Raw genomic sequence first — 16278 nt, forward strand, 5'->3', positions numbered from 1 at the left:
AACACAGCCTAATCATCTGCAATAATGACACGGCAGCAATAAGCAATAAGGACACCGCACTGTGTCCCTACTACTACAACAAACAAGTATTACGCTGGAACTTGAACTTTTTCACTGCCCGACAGCTCAAACGCCGCGTGAATTGCCTTCAAAGCTGTGACACCCTGTGCCTCATCCACAACGCAGCTAATCTTAATCTCAGAAGTTGCAATCATTTGAATGTTGATTTCGTGCTGCGAAAGCGCTTCAAACATCTTGGCGGCAACTCCCGGATGCGCTACCATCCCGGAACCGACAACGCTAACTTTGGCGATTTCTGTATCGACTGCTACTTCCCCCCATCCGAATTCAACTGCTGATTTTTCTAGGACTGTTTTAGCTGCTTCTGCGTCAATTTGTGCTACGGTAAATGCAATGTCGCGCGTTAATATGCCGTCGATATTGTGACACCGCTGCGATTGAATGATCGTGTCTACGCTAATATTTTCTTCGGCTAAAAGTCCGAACATTTTTGCTGCTACTCCGGGTCGATCGGGCAATTGGCGAATTGCCAGACGCGCTTGATTGAGATCCAAGGCTACAGCCCTAACTGCGGGCGGTTTATGCGACGCACAACGCAGCCCGACAGGGGAGTTGGCGACATCAAATGCTTTGCAAAGTTCGGCAACTGCCCGATCGCACTCTGCAGCATCGATCGTACAACTAACCTTCACCTCGGAAGTCGAAATCATCTGAATATTAATTCCCGCATCCGCCAAAGTATTAAACATCTGGGCCGCTACCCTCGGACGGCCGATCATTCCCGCACCCGCAATGCTAACTTTAGCTATGGGTCTTTCTTCTGCCCTCACTTCCGGTTCCCCCAATTCTGGGCGCGAATTCTTGCCGAGGGAGGGCACGATCGCATCTGCAACCGCCACAGCTTGATTCAGCGAATTTCGCCTTACCGTAAAGGCGATATCGTTAGTATTTCCCTCGTGAATTGACTGAATAATTAAGTCTACATCGAGGTTTTGCTGCGCGATCGCCCCAAACAACCGCGCTGCTACCCCCGGGCGATCGGGCAAACGCAACAGCGACACCCCCGCCTGATCCAAATCAAACTCCACCGCATCCACCGCTTTCGCGAGCTCCAAGCCCTCCAAAGGCCGGGCTGATGGAGGGGGGGACACTACCCGCGTACCGGGCGCGTCACTCCAGCTAGAAAGCACCACCAGCGGTACGCCGTAATTCTTGGCAATTTCTACGGCGCGCGGGTGCAGGACTTTTGCACCCAAACTCGCCAATTCCAGCATTTCGTCGCAGGTGATTTCGTCCATCAGTTGCGCCTGTGCAACCAAGCGCGGATCTGTAGTCAGAATTCCGGGCACGTCAGTATAAATTTCGCATTTGTCGGCCCGTAGCGCTGCAGCGATGGCTACTGCTGTGGTGTCGGAACCGCCTCTACCCAAAGTAGTAATTTCCAATTCTGCCGCGTTAGCGATGCCTTGGAAACCTGCGACGACGACGACTTTACCGCTGTTTAACTGGGTTTGGAGCCTGTTCGGGTCGATTCGCAAAATCCGGGCGCGGGTGTGGGCGGCTTCGGTGACAATGCCGACTTGGGCTCCGGTGAGGGAAATTGCGGGCTGTCCCATTTCTTGCAATGCCATGCTCAAAAGCGCGATCGAGACTTGTTCCCCAGTCGAGAGCAACATATCCATTTCCCGCTTGCTGGGATTTGCGGAAATTTCCTTAGCCAGTTTCACTAAACCGTCAGTCGTTTTTCCCATAGCCGAAAGTACGACAACTAAGGAGTTTCCAAGCTGTACTGTTTTGACAACTCGTCGCGCTACTTCCAAAATGCGATCGACTGTACCAACCGATGTTCCGCCGTATTTCTGAACAATTAGTGACATAGGACTTTACACAAAAGTGATGCAATACTTTACTCTTAACCAATTAATATACGCAAATTCTGGATTATAGCCTACGTTTACCTATGAACTGCCAATAAAGAAACCGGGTTTTTGGCGAGATTGAGGGTTTGAATCGAATATCTTGACCCAAAAACCCGGTTTCTCGTCACCGCTGCGTAAGTTCAAAGAAACCGGGTTTTTGGGAGATTGAGGATTTTTTGCGAATATTTGGGCGAAAAAACCCGGTTTCTGGCTACCTATTAGCTGCCTTCTAACTCTCGCAAACGCGCTTCCAAAGCTTGAATTCACAACACAGCTTCTATGCGCCTTTGTCGTTCTTGTTCTGCCCGTTCCTCCGCCGCCGGCAGCAAAGTCCCCGATGCCTCCCACCAGCGCAGCCAAGGCAGTTCTACGCCCCGATCGACTCCTTGCCAAATGCCTAATTCTACTTTTATTTGTGCGATCGGGTAATGTCAGCGATTATTTTTTGCCACTAGCTCGAAGCGGTCTTCGATTAAATGATAAACTTCTACTAATAACTAGAAATATTTGTAGACACCGGGTTTATCGGGTCGATTGTCGGGGCGGGTTTAGCCTGTAAGCTCTAATACAATGGAGTTTATGACTGCTGCAAAAGTCGCATCTATGTTAAATTTATTCGCACATATTCTAATTTGAGGATTTTTTGAAGAAAATGAGTCAGTACAAGTTAATTATTTTCGATTTTGACGGCACCTTGGCAATTACTCACAGAGCTATTGTATATTGCTTTACCAAAACTTTTGAAAGTTTCAATATTGATCCGCCTGCTGCTGAGACAATTCAAGGGACAATCGGGATTAATTTAGCAAATAGTTTCAAAATCCTGCATCCGGCGATCGAGGAAAGTGCAATTCCCCAATGGGTGGAAACTTACCGCTCTTTTTATCGGACAGAAGGTGAAAAGCAGCTAGATTTATTTCCCGGAACCAAGCAAGTTTTGCAGTTGGCGAGCAAGTCGGGATTAAATTTGGGAGTTTTTAGCAACAAGCACGTTAGTTTTGTTAATTTGTTTCTAGAAAACTTGAAAATTCACAGTTTTTTTGATTTGATATTAGGTGATAACGGACAAATAATTCCGAAACCAAATCCGACTGTTTTTCACTCGATTATTAAACCGCTGTTCCCGGAGTTGGATAACAGTCAAATTTTAATGGTTGGCGATACAGCGATTGATTTGCTGTTTGCTAAAAATGCTGGGATAGATGTTGGTTGGGCGGCTTACGGATATGGCGATCGCGCTGAGTGTCTCGCCCTAGAGCCGACTTTCGCGATCGACGATATTTCAGAACTTGCTGTGTTCGTTCAAAATTAATTTTTCCTCGGTTTGTTTTAGAGAAGAGTTTGACTCATTTAACTATAAAGGATTTAATTATTTTTTTTACTAGAGCCGGATAATGTAGTTTTTATTTAATTAAAAAAATAAATGAACGAAATTGTAAGCCGCCTAAACTCTGCCAAGTAAACCATACCAGAGATAGAGTTATCGCTGGAACAACTATTATAAATTAACAACAAGGATTCCTTTGAAGGTAGAAGGCAGAAGGCAGAAGGCAGAAGGAAAAAAAACCGAGGGAAGCCAGATTTTATTTAGGTAGAATTTACCGCCCCAATTCTGCATGATAGCCTTTTAACTTCTGCCTTCGGAAAACAGACAATTCTGTTAAAATATAGGGTGTGCTGGCAGTCGGTATCTACAATAAACTCAATTTATAGAAACTCATGCAGATCGATATAAGCATTCCTTCTGAAACGCTATCGCCGACTCGTACTGGCGGCACACCAAATTTAATAGAAGAAGTCTGGAGGCTGTACGATCGCGCCCTGGCAGCTACCAGCAACGGCATCGCGATCGCGGACGCTACCCAGCCGGACAAGCCTATAGTCTACTGCAACGGCGCTTTCGAGCGGATTACAGGCTACAATCGCAGCGAAATAATCGGGCAGAACTGCCGCTTCCTGCAAGGCCCGGATACCGATCGCGCGGCCGTCGATCAAATCCGCGTGGCCCTCAAAGAACAGCATGACTGCAAAGTAGTTCTGAAAAACTACCGCAAAGACGGCACCGCCTTCTGGAACGAACTCAGCATCTCGCCGGTGCGCGACAGCAGCGGACTCGTTACCCACTTCATCGGCGTCCAATCTGATATCACCGATCGTAAACAAGCAGAAGAAGCCCTCAAACAAGCCGAGGCAAAATACCGCAGCATCTTTGAAAACGCCACCGAAGGCATATTTCAAACCGCCCCAGACGGGCGCTACCTCAGCGCTAACCAGGCACTCGCCCGAATGTACGGCTACGATTCCCCGTCAGAACTGATCGCAAAATGTTCGGCAAAAAACCTTTACGTCGATCGCACCCGCCGCGCTTCCTTCATGGCAGAAATCAGCAAAAACGGCTCCCTGAAGGAGTTTGAGTCCTGTGTCCGCCGCAAAGACGGCAGCACTACCTGGATCTCGGAAAACGTGCGCGAAGTCCGCGACGAAAACGGCGAACTCCTTTACTACGAGGGAACCGTGGCCGAAATCGTCGCCCGCAAAAAAGCCGAAGCAGCCCTGCGAAATCAAGAATACTGGCTGAAAACCGCGATCAACGCCGTCCCCGACGCGATCAACCTCACAGACAGCGAGGGGCGCTGGCTGATTGCCAACGACTGCGCCCTGCAACTTTTGGGGTGGGAAACCGCAGACTACCAGGGCAAAACTACTGCCGAACTCGCTGCCGCCGCCGATCCCAGAGTCAGAGAAATCCTGCTAACTTGGCAGGAAACCGACGAAACCACCTGGCAAGCAGGCACTCTTACCTCCAGCCGCCAAATTGTCTCCTTGCCCACAGGCGGCAGCAATTTGTTTGAAGTGCGGAAAGTGCCACTGTTCAACCCCGACGGTTCGCGCAAAGGTTTGGCAGTGGCGGGGCGGGACATTACGCAGGAAGTGGCAGCGGATGCAGCTTTGCGCGACAGCGAACAGCGGTTTCGGGCAATTTTTGAACGCGCTGCGATCGGCATGGTAGTCGCTACCCTCGAAGGTGTTGCGATCGCCACTAATCCGGCATTTCAAGCTATGCTGGGGATCTCGGAAGCTCAACTGCGGGGTGTCGGCCTCGACGACTGCGCGCATCCGGAAGACGCACCAGCTTCGCGGGAGTTGCGCCAACAGTTGGCAGCGGGATCGCGCGAAGCTTACCAAATAGAAAAGCGCTACCTCCGCCAAGACGGCAGCATCAGGTGGGGACGCCTCAGCGCCTCTGTTATCGACAGCAGTCAGGGAACCCCACAGTTTATTTTGCAAATGGTAGAGGATATTACCGATCGCAAACAAGCCGAGTCAGCTTTGTTGCAAAATGAGGCTAAATGGCGATCGCTGATTCTCAACAGTTCCGACATCATTACTATTCTCGACGAGGGCGGCGGCATTGTTTACGAAAGCCCTTCTGTAGAAACAGTCTTGGACTACGAACCAGAGGAACTCACCGATCGAATGGTTCTCGATTTCATTCACCCTGACGACATTTCCTCGGTGATATCCGACGGCGAAAAACTGCTCGCAAATCCCGGCGATCCGATCGCCCTAGAAGGTCGGTTCCGGCGCGCTGACGGTTCTTGGTGTTTTCTCGAAGGAGTCGGTATTAACCTGCTAGCAGACCCCGCTGTGAGGGGAATTGTGGTCAACTCCCGCGACATGACGGCGCGCCGGCAAGCAGAGTACCGCCTCAGCAAAATCAACGAGTGCTTTTTGGGATTCACCACCGATGCTGCTGACAACATCCAGCGCCTGACAACCTTAGCCGGCGAGCTTTTGGGCGGAACCTGCGCCGTCTACAGCCACGTCGGTGGCGGGCTGCTGCGCGCGATCGCAACTTGGCAAACGCCGCCTGACTACCCGGAGGTCGATCGCGCCGAGGGCCACATCTGCACTGACGTATACCAAAAAGCCAGCGATCTGGCTGTGGCAATTCCTGACTTGCAGAACACGATCTATGGCAAAAGCGATCCCGCTGTCATCCGCTACGAACTCAAAAGCTATCTGGGACAAGCAGTGCGGCGTGGCGACGATTATGTCGGTTCGGTGTGCGTTGTCTACACCGAACCGATCGCGCCTTCTAAAGCCGATTGCAAGCTGATCGGAATTATTGCTGGGGCGATCGGAGTTGAGGAAGAACGGGCCGCCTCCGCAAAGCGCGATCGGCAAAAATCTCAAGAACTGCAAACAGCTTTGCACAATTTGCAGCAAACTCAAATGCAGTTAGTCCAAACCGAAAAAATGTCTTCCCTCGGACAAGTCCTAGCAGGAATTGCCCACGAAATCAACAACCCAGTGGGCTTTGTCGCCGGCAACCTCTGCCACGTCCGCGACTACATTCTCGACTTGTTAGACATCGTGCAAATGTATCGAGAAGAGTACCCAACTCCCCCAGCCAAAATTCAGAAACAAGCCGAAGATATAGACATAGAATTTCTCGCAAAAGACCTGCCAAAATTGCTGAATTCGATGCACACAGGATGCGATCGCATTGTAGAAATCATTCAAACTCTCCGCAATTTCTCGCGGGCGGACGAAGCAAAAATCAAATCTGCCGACATTCACGAAGGTTTAGACAGTACCTTGTTAATGTTGAACAGCAGGCTGAAAGCCAAAGCCAACTGGCGGGGCATTGAAGTTATTAAAGAATACGGAGAAATGCCACAAATACAATGTCATCCCGGACTGTTAAATCAGGTATTCATGAATGTATTAGCCAATGCGATGGATGCCTTGGAAGAAAACAGCAGCCAAGGAAAGAATACCGCTGATTTTAACTTTCCTACAATTACAATTAAAACTGAAACAATTGATAATAAAAGTATTTGCGTTCGGATCAAAGACAACGGCCCTGGCATTCCCGAAGATAAGATTGTGCGTTTGTTTGATCCGTTTTATACCACAAAACCCGTAGGTAAAGGTACAGGTTTGGGTTTATCAATTTCGCACCAAATTGTCGTTGAAAAACATAACGGCAAATTGCAGTGTGTCTCCCAACCGGGTAAAGGTACCGAATTTATTATCGAAATTCCAATTCGTTGACATTCGGACGCAGGGGAAAAGTCAAATCGTCTCCGTTTGATTACCAAAACAAAAACCGTTTGTACTGCGTCCAAGTGTCCGTAGCGAAAACGGATTTAATATCAAATCCGGTTGCACTCATACATGACTGTTGACTGTTGACTGTTGACTGTTGACTGTTAACTGTTAAGAGGGCCCGCACGCACCATCCACCGCCCCTACGGACTGTTGACTGTTGACTCGATTTTATTTTTCCGATGCAACCGGAAACGATATAAGTCCGCACGCACGAACCCGATCGATCGCAGTCAAGCCATCGGACATGATATCATTAATCACTGATGACTGCTGACTATTGAATAATGCCAAAAATGAAGTTTTTGTTAGTTACAGATTTAGACAATACGCTCGTGGGAGATGACAAAGCAACTCAATTTTTCAACCAGCGCTTGCAATCAATGCGATCGCAAATTTGTTTGGTTTACGCTACCGGGCGTTCTCATGCTTCGACTTGCGAATTAATTGCAGAAAAACAACTGCTAGCACCGGATTATTTAATCGCAGGTGTAGGTAGCGAGATTTACCAAGATGGCGCGCTGGATTTAGATTGGGCTCAATATATTTCTCAAAATTGGGATAAAATGGCGATCGCCTCTTTAGCTCAGCAGTTTAAGAAACTTAAACCCCAATCCCCACAAGCACAAAATCCTTGGAAAATCAGTTATTTTCTGGAACCATCAACAGAACATAGCTCGATTATTCAGGAATTGCAGCAAAAATTAACAGCATCGGGATTGGCCGCTCAAATCATTTTTAGCAGCAATCGCGATGTAGATATTTTACCGGAAACTAGCAATAAAGGTAATGCCTTGACTTATTTACAAAAGCGCCTGCAAATTCCATCAGAGTTAACATTAGTCTGCGGCGATTCTGGCAACGATATCAGTATGTTTGAACAAGATGTTCGGGGGGTAATCGTCGCTAACGCTATGTCCGAACTCTTAGCATGGCATCGCGAATTCGGCGGCAACAATCATTATTTAGCTCGCTCTGCTGGCGCTGGAGGAATCATGGAAGGAATGGCATATTTTTGGGAATTTTGATGGCACAAAATCCGGTTTTGTTCCCAGTCAGGATGACCGTCCTCATCGGGAGCATCTGTGTTTTGCATTTAAAGCCTGCGAGCACCTAAGCGAGCTCGCGCCCGATCGGGGTCAGAGGACTGAAGTCCTTACTACAAACGCACCGCAAGTCCCGCAAACCTTTAAAATCCGTTCAGAATCTCCACCGCATCTCGATCGAACCTGTGAGTGCGATACCATCAGCGTATACTAGCTTGCCAGACCGCCACATGGAACAAAATACTTTACCAGTAGAATTAATTCTCTCTCACCCCCGCCAATCTTTAGGCAGCACTCGGCTCGATTGGACACCGCAACCCGGGAACTATCTAGATTTCGAGGAACAAACCTATGCTGTTTTGGAACGCCACCACCGCTATCAACTCAAATCCGGCCGCTACCAACTGCAAAAAATTGCCCTGTACGTGCAGTCTGTGGAACCGCCGACGGAAAGAACATTTGTCAGCGGTATCTGGATTATCGGAGATCCTAGCTGTCGCTTTAACGCTCGATCGGAAATTCTCCGCTGTGCTGTCAAACCTAATGGCCCCTGCGACGGCTGCGGGGATTACCAAAAGTGTTAATCGCGATCGAACAGGTACACAATTATAGCTCGATCGCTCAACCGAGAGTGCCGAGCCGATCGGCATCTCCCCCATCAAGCGAAAACTATTCTTACCAACTAGCAACCCTCTCACCAGATTTAACTTGTTCCCAAACGCCACAATCTATCTTCTGATAGCTGTGCAGCACGTCGCGAATCCCAGTATGAATCAAATTTTCTATGTGCAGCAACTGCTCTGAAGAACAGCGAATCTGCACTTTTTGGTTGAGAGACTCACCGGAGTCGATCGCAATATATTTATTAGGAACTCGGCTGAGTACGTAAGCAATCAAATCCTGCCGCAAGCCCCAAGGGGAAAAAGCTTCTTGGTAAGGATACTTGGGATAAGACCCCAAGATAATTTCTACTTCCTCTGTCACTAAAGCCAAGGTCATATTGACAAGATTTTTCTGCATTTTTGCCGTCCTAAAACACTACTTAACTAATATTTTTTTTCGCTCTAATTGTTCGGATTTTTTCTTGATTTTAGCGCGACAATACCGCACTTTTTTCTTTAGGAACAACCCGATACAACTCAGAACTAACCTCTTCTATAACCCGCAGCACGTAGCACGGAATCTTGTCCGATAAAATAGCAGTTGCTACGGCGCAGGTGTGAATTTCTAAGACTGCTTCTACCGCAGCTTTAAACATCAGTCGCTCTCCCGGAAACACCACCCTTTCAAAGTACCAATTAGGAATGTTCCCAATCCGAACCACCTGAATTTGGTTCGTAGTATTTGGGTAATAGCACAAAATGTGGTCGCTATCTTTAGAAGATACCCGGTCTAACATTTAACAAATCTCCACAATCTTTCAAAAACTTATGCTGTGGCACCAGTTAATCGAAAGCACCATCCCTGACCCCGACTCCCCAGACTGCAGGTTTTTTCTTCGGCAGCGGGATACTGCTGAGAGTGTGACCTTCAACTGTAGAACCTAAAACAAACAATATCTAAAAAATCTGAGGGAATTATGAAGACTATCATTTTTTTTCGATGAATATACTTTTGCCCCAGCAGGCATTACCGCACTAGCGCAGAAACCCGGGTTTTTTACCTAATCTGTCGGCTGCAGACTCTGTAATTCGTGAAAAATCAAGGTGATTGCCGCCCGCGCGCCAGTCCTAAAAAAAACTTCGCTACATTCGACAGTCCGGGTTTTTAACCGGTGCTTGACGCAAGTCTCGGTAACTTCAACAACAGTTATTCTGCGCGTACATAATGTAGAGTTCGCTCAAATTTACGCGCCACAAAAAACCCGGACTCCCCGAGGTTATCTGTGGAACTTCTGGGGAATCAGGGTTTAAAGTAACCAATCACCCGATCTCAAAGCTAAATCCCCAAAATGAGGAAATTCTGAAAACAGCCGAATTAGGATTTTCCTGGACGCAGAAACCCAATTCATTAACATAATTGCGTGATTTTTGCAAGGAAATTACTGCGATTTGAGGGGGTTTTACCTTGATATTGTCGCTTTTTTCCGAGATTATTAGCTAACTTTTTCCCCTTCGCTTTCAAACGGTCCAGGCACCGTGAAATAGAAACTGCTGCCTTCAGAAACAACACTTTCGGCCCAAATTCTGCCGCCGTGCTGCTGTACGATGCTGCGACAGATAGCCAAACCCAAACCCGTACCTCCTTTTTGGCGCGAGTCAGAAGCATCCACCTGTTGAAATCGTCCAAAGATAGTTTCTAGTTGATCGGCAGGAATCCCCCGACCCCGATCTTTGACTTCAAATAAAACTCGTGAAGCGTAGCTATCCCGTAGGGAATCGCCCAAATCTTCAACCCTGACAGTTACTGTACACCCGCTCGGCGAAAATTTAATCGCATTGCTCAACAAATTTACCAGCATTTGAACGATCCTGTCCGGGTCAGCCCAAACTTTTGCAGAAGAGGGCAAAACCGACAAATTAATTTGATTTTCGGCCGCCACAGACAGCACAGCTTCCGCAGACTTCCGCATCAAAACCTCCGCGTCGCACCACTGCTTAATAATCGTAACTTGGCTCGATTCTAGCCGCTCTAAATCGAGAATATCATTGACCAAACGCACTAACCGTTCGGTCTGGTTCGACGCAATTTGTAACATCTTATTGGCCGTTTCCGGTTTGTCTTTGAGTACCCCAGCAGCCAGCAAACCTAAAGAACCGTGAATTGAAGTGAGCGGCGTTCGTAGTTCGTGGCTGACAATGGAAATAAACTCATTTTTCATTTTTTCAATTTCCCGGCTTTCTGTGATATCCGTGACTGTGCCGACGTGACCGATTAGTTGACCTCGGTTGGAAAAAATCGGAGCTGTTTTTAGCCAACAAAACCTGATTGTTCCGTCTAGTTTGACGTGGCGAAATTCGCAGGAAAATACCTCTTCTAGCGATCGCGATTCCGACCATTTAGACCGAATTAGTTTAATGTCTTCCGGGTGAACAAACTGCATCCAGCCGTTTCCCAAAGCTTGTGCTGCTGTGAAGCCACCAATTGCTTGACAGCGCGGATTTGTATAGGTACATTGTCCCCCACCATCGATTTTGAAAATGCCCACGGGGGAACTCTCGCTCAGAGAGCGAAATAAAGCTTCGTTTTCCCGGAGTTCTGCTTGAGAATTTCCTAGTTCTCTGGTTCGCTGCAAAACTCGCATTTCTAACAGTTCGTTGAGCTGTTGGAGGGCGGCTTCAGCTTGTTTGCGTTGCGTAGCTGCCGCCACGGCATCGCTAATATCGCGCTGCACGGCCACCCAATGGGTAAAGCAACCACTTTCGTTGGTTATGGGAACAATACTCAATTCTACCCAAAATTCCGTCCCGTCTTTGCGGCAATTTATCAACTCAACCCGCACCGGCTGCCAATTTTGCAAAGCTGTCCGAATGCTATCTAGACTTGCTCTATCTGTTTTTTCTCCTTGCAAAATGCGCGGCGTTTTGCCCAAAACTTCTTCTAGCGTATAGCCACTCATCCGCGTGAAAGCTGGGTTGACATACAGAATTCGCGGGCCCGGTTCGTCAATCGGTTCAGCTTCGGTAATTAACACCGCGTCGTTAGTCGTGGTGACTGCAGATTCCAACAAACGCAACTCTAATTCTCTAGCTTTGCGATCGGTAATTTCTCTAACAGTCCCCACCATCCGCACTGCATCGCCCGCTTCGCTATAAAAAAACTTACCTTTCCCCTCAATCCAGTGAATGCTGCCATCAGGCCAAATCACGCGGTGTTCGTGACAGAAGTTCGATCGCTGCACTCGCGCCACATTCACAGTATTCTCCAAACTTTCTAAATCTTCGGGGTAAATGCAGGCTACAAAGTTTTCATAATTTCCGGCAAAAGTTCCCGGTTTCAAACCAAACAACTCTTGGTGTTCCCTCGACCAAACAATTCGATTTTGCTGCACGTCCCAGTCCCAAAATCCGATTTTGGTAGCCGACAAAGCTAAGTTAAGCTGCTGGTTGATTTTCCGTAACTCAATGCTAGCAATCGCCACTCGCAGTTCTCGGGCAATTTCAATTTCGCACTGCTGCCAAGGCAAAGATTTTAACCTCACAGTTTCTTGCCACAAATCAAAGGAAGTGCGAGGAGACATCAACCTGCTGCCATCCGGTTTAAATTCAATTGGCCAGTCTGGTTGACCGGCCCAATTGACAGTTTGAATTGCTTCTGGACGGAACCACAAAATATAATAATTTTGCATTTCCGACAAAGCGATCACCAGCAAACCGCTAGCAACTTCTTTAAAGTTATGGGCTGGCGGATACAGTTTTGCCAGACAATCTGTATAAAAAATTTCATTATTTATTTGAGGTTTTATCCAAGCAATTAACTTTTCGATTTCTCCTAATTCCGGGGTTTTGCCGGTAGCGAGCAAATTTTCATTGGCACACACAACTCCACCGGTAGCCCCCACCAATGCCAGCCATGCCTCTGGGGATTTAAGTAAACCTTCTACAAAACAGTTTTCTTGAGAAAATTCTGCGATAAATTTACGGCAAATTTCTTTTAAAGAAATTGCATAGTTTCGATCTTCGTTATCTTGTTTGTAGTTTAGTTCTAAATTAACAAATTTGGCTAGTAATTCGCAACTCTTTCTTGTTCTGTAGTTGAGATACTTTGGTGTTTGGTGGTGACAGGCGATTAATCCCCAGAGTTTTTGATCTTTCATTAATGTCACAGTCATGCTAGCGCCAATCTTCATATTTTTTAGATATTGAAGATGGCAAGGAGAAACTGTTCTCAACAAAGAAAATTCCAGCTCCAGAGGGCAACCAGTCAGCGGATTGCAGTGAGGAATTAGTTGTACGGGCTGATAGTGAATATCGGGAATAAACCGAATTAAATTCATCGTGAACTGGTTTCTGGCCTGGTGGGGAATATCGGTAGCCGGATAGTGCAGCCCCAATAAAGGAGCTAAATTTTCTACTTTGTCTTCGGCGACGACTTTCCCGGCACCGGTGGCATCAAATTGATAGACGATCGCCCGATCGAAACCGATCGTTCTCCGCACTTCTTCAACTGCTGTCTGACACAGCGCTTGCAGGTTTGGCGTGTTGTGGATTTTGTCAATCTGCTGTTGAATCAAATCATCAGAATTGAAACAATCGCTAGCTTTGGGCGCAACAATCGGCTCTAGTTCCACAATTAATACTGAACTTGATTGATGCAGCGTTCCCTCAAAAACAGACTGGCGCTTTTGATTTTTGAATGATAATGTAATACGATTACGTTGAGAGCTATTTTCCAATAAAGCTTTTTCAATAGCCTCAATTTCCGCACTTTCAACAAATTCCTGTAAAAAATGATCCAAAAGTGCTTCGGGGTCAATGCCGAGTTCCTCAAAAGTATTGTTGCTAACTTGCAAAATTTTCAACAGCGGAGATTCTAGCACCAACAAAATACCGTGAGGTTGAATGGAACCCGGTGCGTAAATTAATTCGTATTCGCTGTCATTTAGAGCGGCTTTGTCTGAGGGTAATACCATTACTTTCGTGTTTTTGTAAATATGTTTTTAAATGAGTTTGTGTTTTTGCCTGTCGGTCATATCAAGTCTGGTCTATTGACCGCAGTAATACGAATTTCATAAAGTAGCGCTACATATTACCTTCCCCCAACCCCCCAAAGCATCGGGGGGCTATGACTTTATCCATAGCAAATCTTTAGAAAAATGGTATAAGGTTCGCGCGTGCGGACTTGCACAGGCTCAATATTGGGTACTTTTGTGGGCACGCGGGAACAGTATTTGTTATGGTAATCGACCTACATGATATCAAACATTGATCGGCACGCATCCGAATCGCACAACCTAACCATCCCAAATCTCGGTGAAAGCTTGCATTCACCGTCTCGGACATCTGCTGCATCCTTGATGTCAACAATTCCCTGAAAATCTTTGTACCTCGGGTTTACCGTCGAGTTCGGATTCCCCTCCCATCCCCCTTAAAAAGGGGAGTAGGGGTTGACGTCGATCCGCCCTAAATCACCCGATCATCCGGGGGATATGACGCTCTTGTCCCCCCTTCGATCGGAGGGCGCTGGGAGAATCGAGACTAAGCTTAACCCTGTGTCAGAGACAGTCTGTGTCTGAGTTGGCTTCGTTCCAAACGGTTCAGGAGGCGAGCAATCAATTCCGGTTCTACGATCGGCTTATTCACGTAATCGTCAGCACCCGCAACAAACATTTGGCGCACTATTTCCGACTCGGAATGAGCAGTCAAAAATAGGACTGGGAGCTTGCTCCAACGCAAATCGTTCCGTACTGCCAAACACAACTCAATACCGTTATAACCGGGCATTTCCACATCTAAAATTAGCAAATCGGGACAAGTGGTTTCGAGTACATCCCAGAATTTTTCTGGATTATCTAATGTTGTCACCTGAAATCCCCAAGGTTGTAGAATCACTTTCAGTACAGCCAATAGATGCACGTCATCATCTACCACCATAACTTTGGCTTCTGTAGAGTCCGTATGGTCGAGGAGTTGGGCGACTGCTTTGAGTATATCTGCTGCGGGAATTGATTTGTGTAAAAAGCCGGAAGCTCCCAAACGAGCAACTTCTATTCGATCGCTCAATTGATTGTGCCCGCTAAAAACCATCACCGGAATTTCGGGCTTTTCACTGCGGAGTTCGGCTAGGAGATTAAGTCCGTTTTCCTGAGTTCTGGAAAAGGTCAAATCCAGCAAAATCGCGTCGGGAGGCCGTTGAGAAATCGCATTTCTTGCGGATTGCGGAGAGTTTGCGACTTCTATCTCGAAGCCGGAACCGGAGGCGGCTATTTTTAGTCGATCGCTCTGCAAAGTATCATCATCAACAATCAGGATTCGGTATTGTTGGACAACCTGAGCAACAGGCTCGGTTTCAGGTTCCGGCGGGCGATCGAATACCTGTTTGAGCAAATCCAGAAATTCCTCCATCAGCTCAGCATTCCCAGGTTTCAAGACATTTTCCGCCTTGAACAAATGTTCGATTTTGCGCGCCACTTCCGAACCTTTCGGCAGCCCTAAAGTTCCCAAAGAACCGACTAATTTATGAGCTTGCTCCTGAGCTTCCCGCCGCAGTTCGTCCTCCAAGCTTCCGCTTTTGAGTTGAGCGATCGCGCGATCGAATATCGCCACCTTTTCGCTAAAATCGACTTTTAACTTTTCCCTAATTTGGGCGATCGCACTCAGGACTTTCAAGTGGCGATCCTCATTATTTAATTCCTGATTCTGCCCGCTGGATTCAGCAGATAAACTCTCTTGACTTCTAGTAGTTTCTGCCGTTTCCTGGAGAATTTTTTGGTTTTCCATATCCTCCGGCAGACTTTTGAGCCGATAGCCCAATCCGTACACAGTTTCGACTAAATCTACCGTCATCCCGGCTGCTTTCAGTTTGTGCCGCAACCCCTTGATGTGAGCGGTAACGGCTTCTTCTTGAGGAAATTCGCCGGACGACCAAATGCGATCGAGCATAGCGCTGCGGCTGAAAATGCGCCGGGGATTTCTCAGAAAAAGTTCCAACAAATTGTACTCTTTAGGAGTCAAATGCAGCATCTTTTCGGCATAAGTGACTTCCGTAGTATCCGGGTTGACTTGCAGTTTTTCCCAAGTCAAATTTGTACTCGACAAACTTGCCTTACCCCGGCGCAACAAAGCCCGAATGCGAGCAATTAATTCTTTCAGATTGAAGGGCTTGACCACATAATCATCTGCACCGGCTTCTAAACCTTCAACTAAATTGCTGCTGCTATCTAGCGCCGTCAGCAGTAAAATCGGCATTTTGCAGCCGGACGATCGCAATTTACGACACAAACTAATACCGTCTAATTTAGGAATCATCACATCCAAAACAATCAAGTCGTAATCGTAAGCCCGCGCCAAATGTAATGCTGTTTCACCGTCTGTCGCCGCATTCACATTGTAATTGTGAGCGTTGAGCGATTGAGTTAACAAATTAATTGTAATTGTGTCATCTTCTACTAGCAAGATTTTCATAAATATCACCTTTTAATTAAGCTGTTTGTGTAATTTGCGATCAATTTTTGCGGATTTCAATAGCCGGCATCATGTCAAATGAAATCATAACTTCTTGATACCTCTCGAATAATT

At 47.1% G+C, this 16278-nt stretch carries 10 protein-coding genes; 5 read left to right on the forward strand and 5 right to left on the reverse strand.

From position 1 onward, the window contains the following. Positions 1-89: 89 nt before the first annotated feature. Complete coding sequence (locus QT998_RS04250; protein WP_333116354.1) at positions 90-1898, reverse strand: aspartate kinase; 1809 nt, start codon at positions 1896-1898, stop codon at positions 90-92. Between the two features lie 321 nt (positions 1899-2219). On the opposite strand from QT998_RS04250, the gene QT998_RS04255 reads away from it, so the two are divergent. The 5 genes from QT998_RS04255 to QT998_RS04275 all read left to right on the forward strand — a co-directional run bounded on the left by QT998_RS04255 (position 2220) and on the right by QT998_RS04275 (position 8685). Continuing rightward, entirely contained in the window at positions 2220-2369 is a 150-nt protein-coding gene (locus QT998_RS04255; RefSeq protein ID WP_333116352.1) for a hypothetical protein, read from the forward strand. Between the two features lie 223 nt (positions 2370-2592). After that, positions 2593-3252 (forward strand): HAD family hydrolase, encoded by a 660-nt coding sequence (locus tag QT998_RS04260; RefSeq protein WP_333088534.1) that lies wholly within the window; start codon positions 2593-2595, stop codon positions 3250-3252. 407 nt (positions 3253-3659) lie between these two features. Then, entirely contained in the window at positions 3660-7001 is a 3342-nt protein-coding gene (locus QT998_RS04265) for a PAS domain S-box protein (RefSeq protein ID WP_333088533.1), read from the forward strand. Between the two features lie 350 nt (positions 7002-7351). Further along, the gene (locus QT998_RS04270) at positions 7352-8083 is read left to right on the forward strand and encodes a sucrose-phosphate phosphatase (RefSeq protein WP_333217931.1); all 732 of its coding nucleotides are present in this window, start codon (positions 7352-7354) and stop codon (positions 8081-8083) included. A gap of 248 nt (positions 8084-8331) precedes the next feature. Then, the gene (locus QT998_RS04275) at positions 8332-8685 is read left to right on the forward strand and encodes a DUF6464 family protein (protein ID WP_333088823.1); all 354 of its coding nucleotides are present in this window, start codon (positions 8332-8334) and stop codon (positions 8683-8685) included. Positions 8686-8776: 91 nt separating this feature from the next. Here QT998_RS04275 and QT998_RS04280 read toward each other — a convergent pair whose 3' ends face one another. From QT998_RS04280 to QT998_RS04295, 4 genes are all read right to left on the reverse strand, one after another. Further along, entirely contained in the window at positions 8777-9121 is a 345-nt protein-coding gene (locus QT998_RS04280) for a late competence development ComFB family protein (RefSeq protein ID WP_333088531.1), read from the reverse strand. A gap of 70 nt (positions 9122-9191) precedes the next feature. Beyond that, entirely contained in the window at positions 9192-9500 is a 309-nt protein-coding gene (locus QT998_RS04285; RefSeq protein ID WP_333116348.1) for a DUF1830 domain-containing protein, read from the reverse strand. Positions 9501-10196: 696 nt separating this feature from the next. Next, a complete protein-coding gene (locus QT998_RS04290; protein ID WP_194067640.1) occupies positions 10197-13673 on the reverse strand; it encodes a PAS domain S-box protein in 3477 nt (1158 codons plus the stop codon). A gap of 571 nt (positions 13674-14244) precedes the next feature. Next, positions 14245-16164, reverse strand: a complete 1920-nt coding sequence (locus QT998_RS04295; RefSeq protein WP_333116346.1) for a response regulator — start codon at positions 16162-16164, stop codon at positions 14245-14247. Positions 16165-16278 lie beyond the last annotated feature (114 nt).

Source organism: Microcoleus sp. S1D4, assembly GCF_036700765.1.
In the GTDB taxonomy this organism is placed as follows: domain Bacteria; phylum Cyanobacteriota; class Cyanobacteriia; order Cyanobacteriales; family Microcoleaceae; genus Microcoleus.

Coding starts and splice junctions, on each gene's coding strand:
- QT998_RS04260 (WP_333088534.1), top strand. CDS start 2,593: ATGAGTCAGTACAAGTTAATTATTTTCGATTTTGACGGCACCTTGGCA.
- QT998_RS04255 (WP_333116352.1), top strand. CDS start 2,220: ATGCGCCTTTGTCGTTCTTGTTCTGCCCGTTCCTCCGCCGCCGGCAGC.
- QT998_RS04250 (WP_333116354.1), bottom strand. CDS start 1,898: ATGTCACTAATTGTTCAGAAATACGGCGGAACATCGGTTGGTACAGTC.
- QT998_RS04270 (WP_333217931.1), top strand. CDS start 7,352: ATGAAGTTTTTGTTAGTTACAGATTTAGACAATACGCTCGTGGGAGAT.
- QT998_RS04290 (WP_194067640.1), bottom strand. CDS start 13,673: ATGGTATTACCCTCAGACAAAGCCGCTCTAAATGACAGCGAATACGAA.
- QT998_RS04285 (WP_333116348.1), bottom strand. CDS start 9,500: ATGTTAGACCGGGTATCTTCTAAAGATAGCGACCACATTTTGTGCTAT.
- QT998_RS04265 (WP_333088533.1), top strand. CDS start 3,660: ATGCAGATCGATATAAGCATTCCTTCTGAAACGCTATCGCCGACTCGT.
- QT998_RS04280 (WP_333088531.1), bottom strand. CDS start 9,121: ATGCAGAAAAATCTTGTCAATATGACCTTGGCTTTAGTGACAGAGGAA.
- QT998_RS04295 (WP_333116346.1), bottom strand. CDS start 16,164: ATGAAAATCTTGCTAGTAGAAGATGACACAATTACAATTAATTTGTTA.
- QT998_RS04275 (WP_333088823.1), top strand. CDS start 8,332: ATGGAACAAAATACTTTACCAGTAGAATTAATTCTCTCTCACCCCCGC.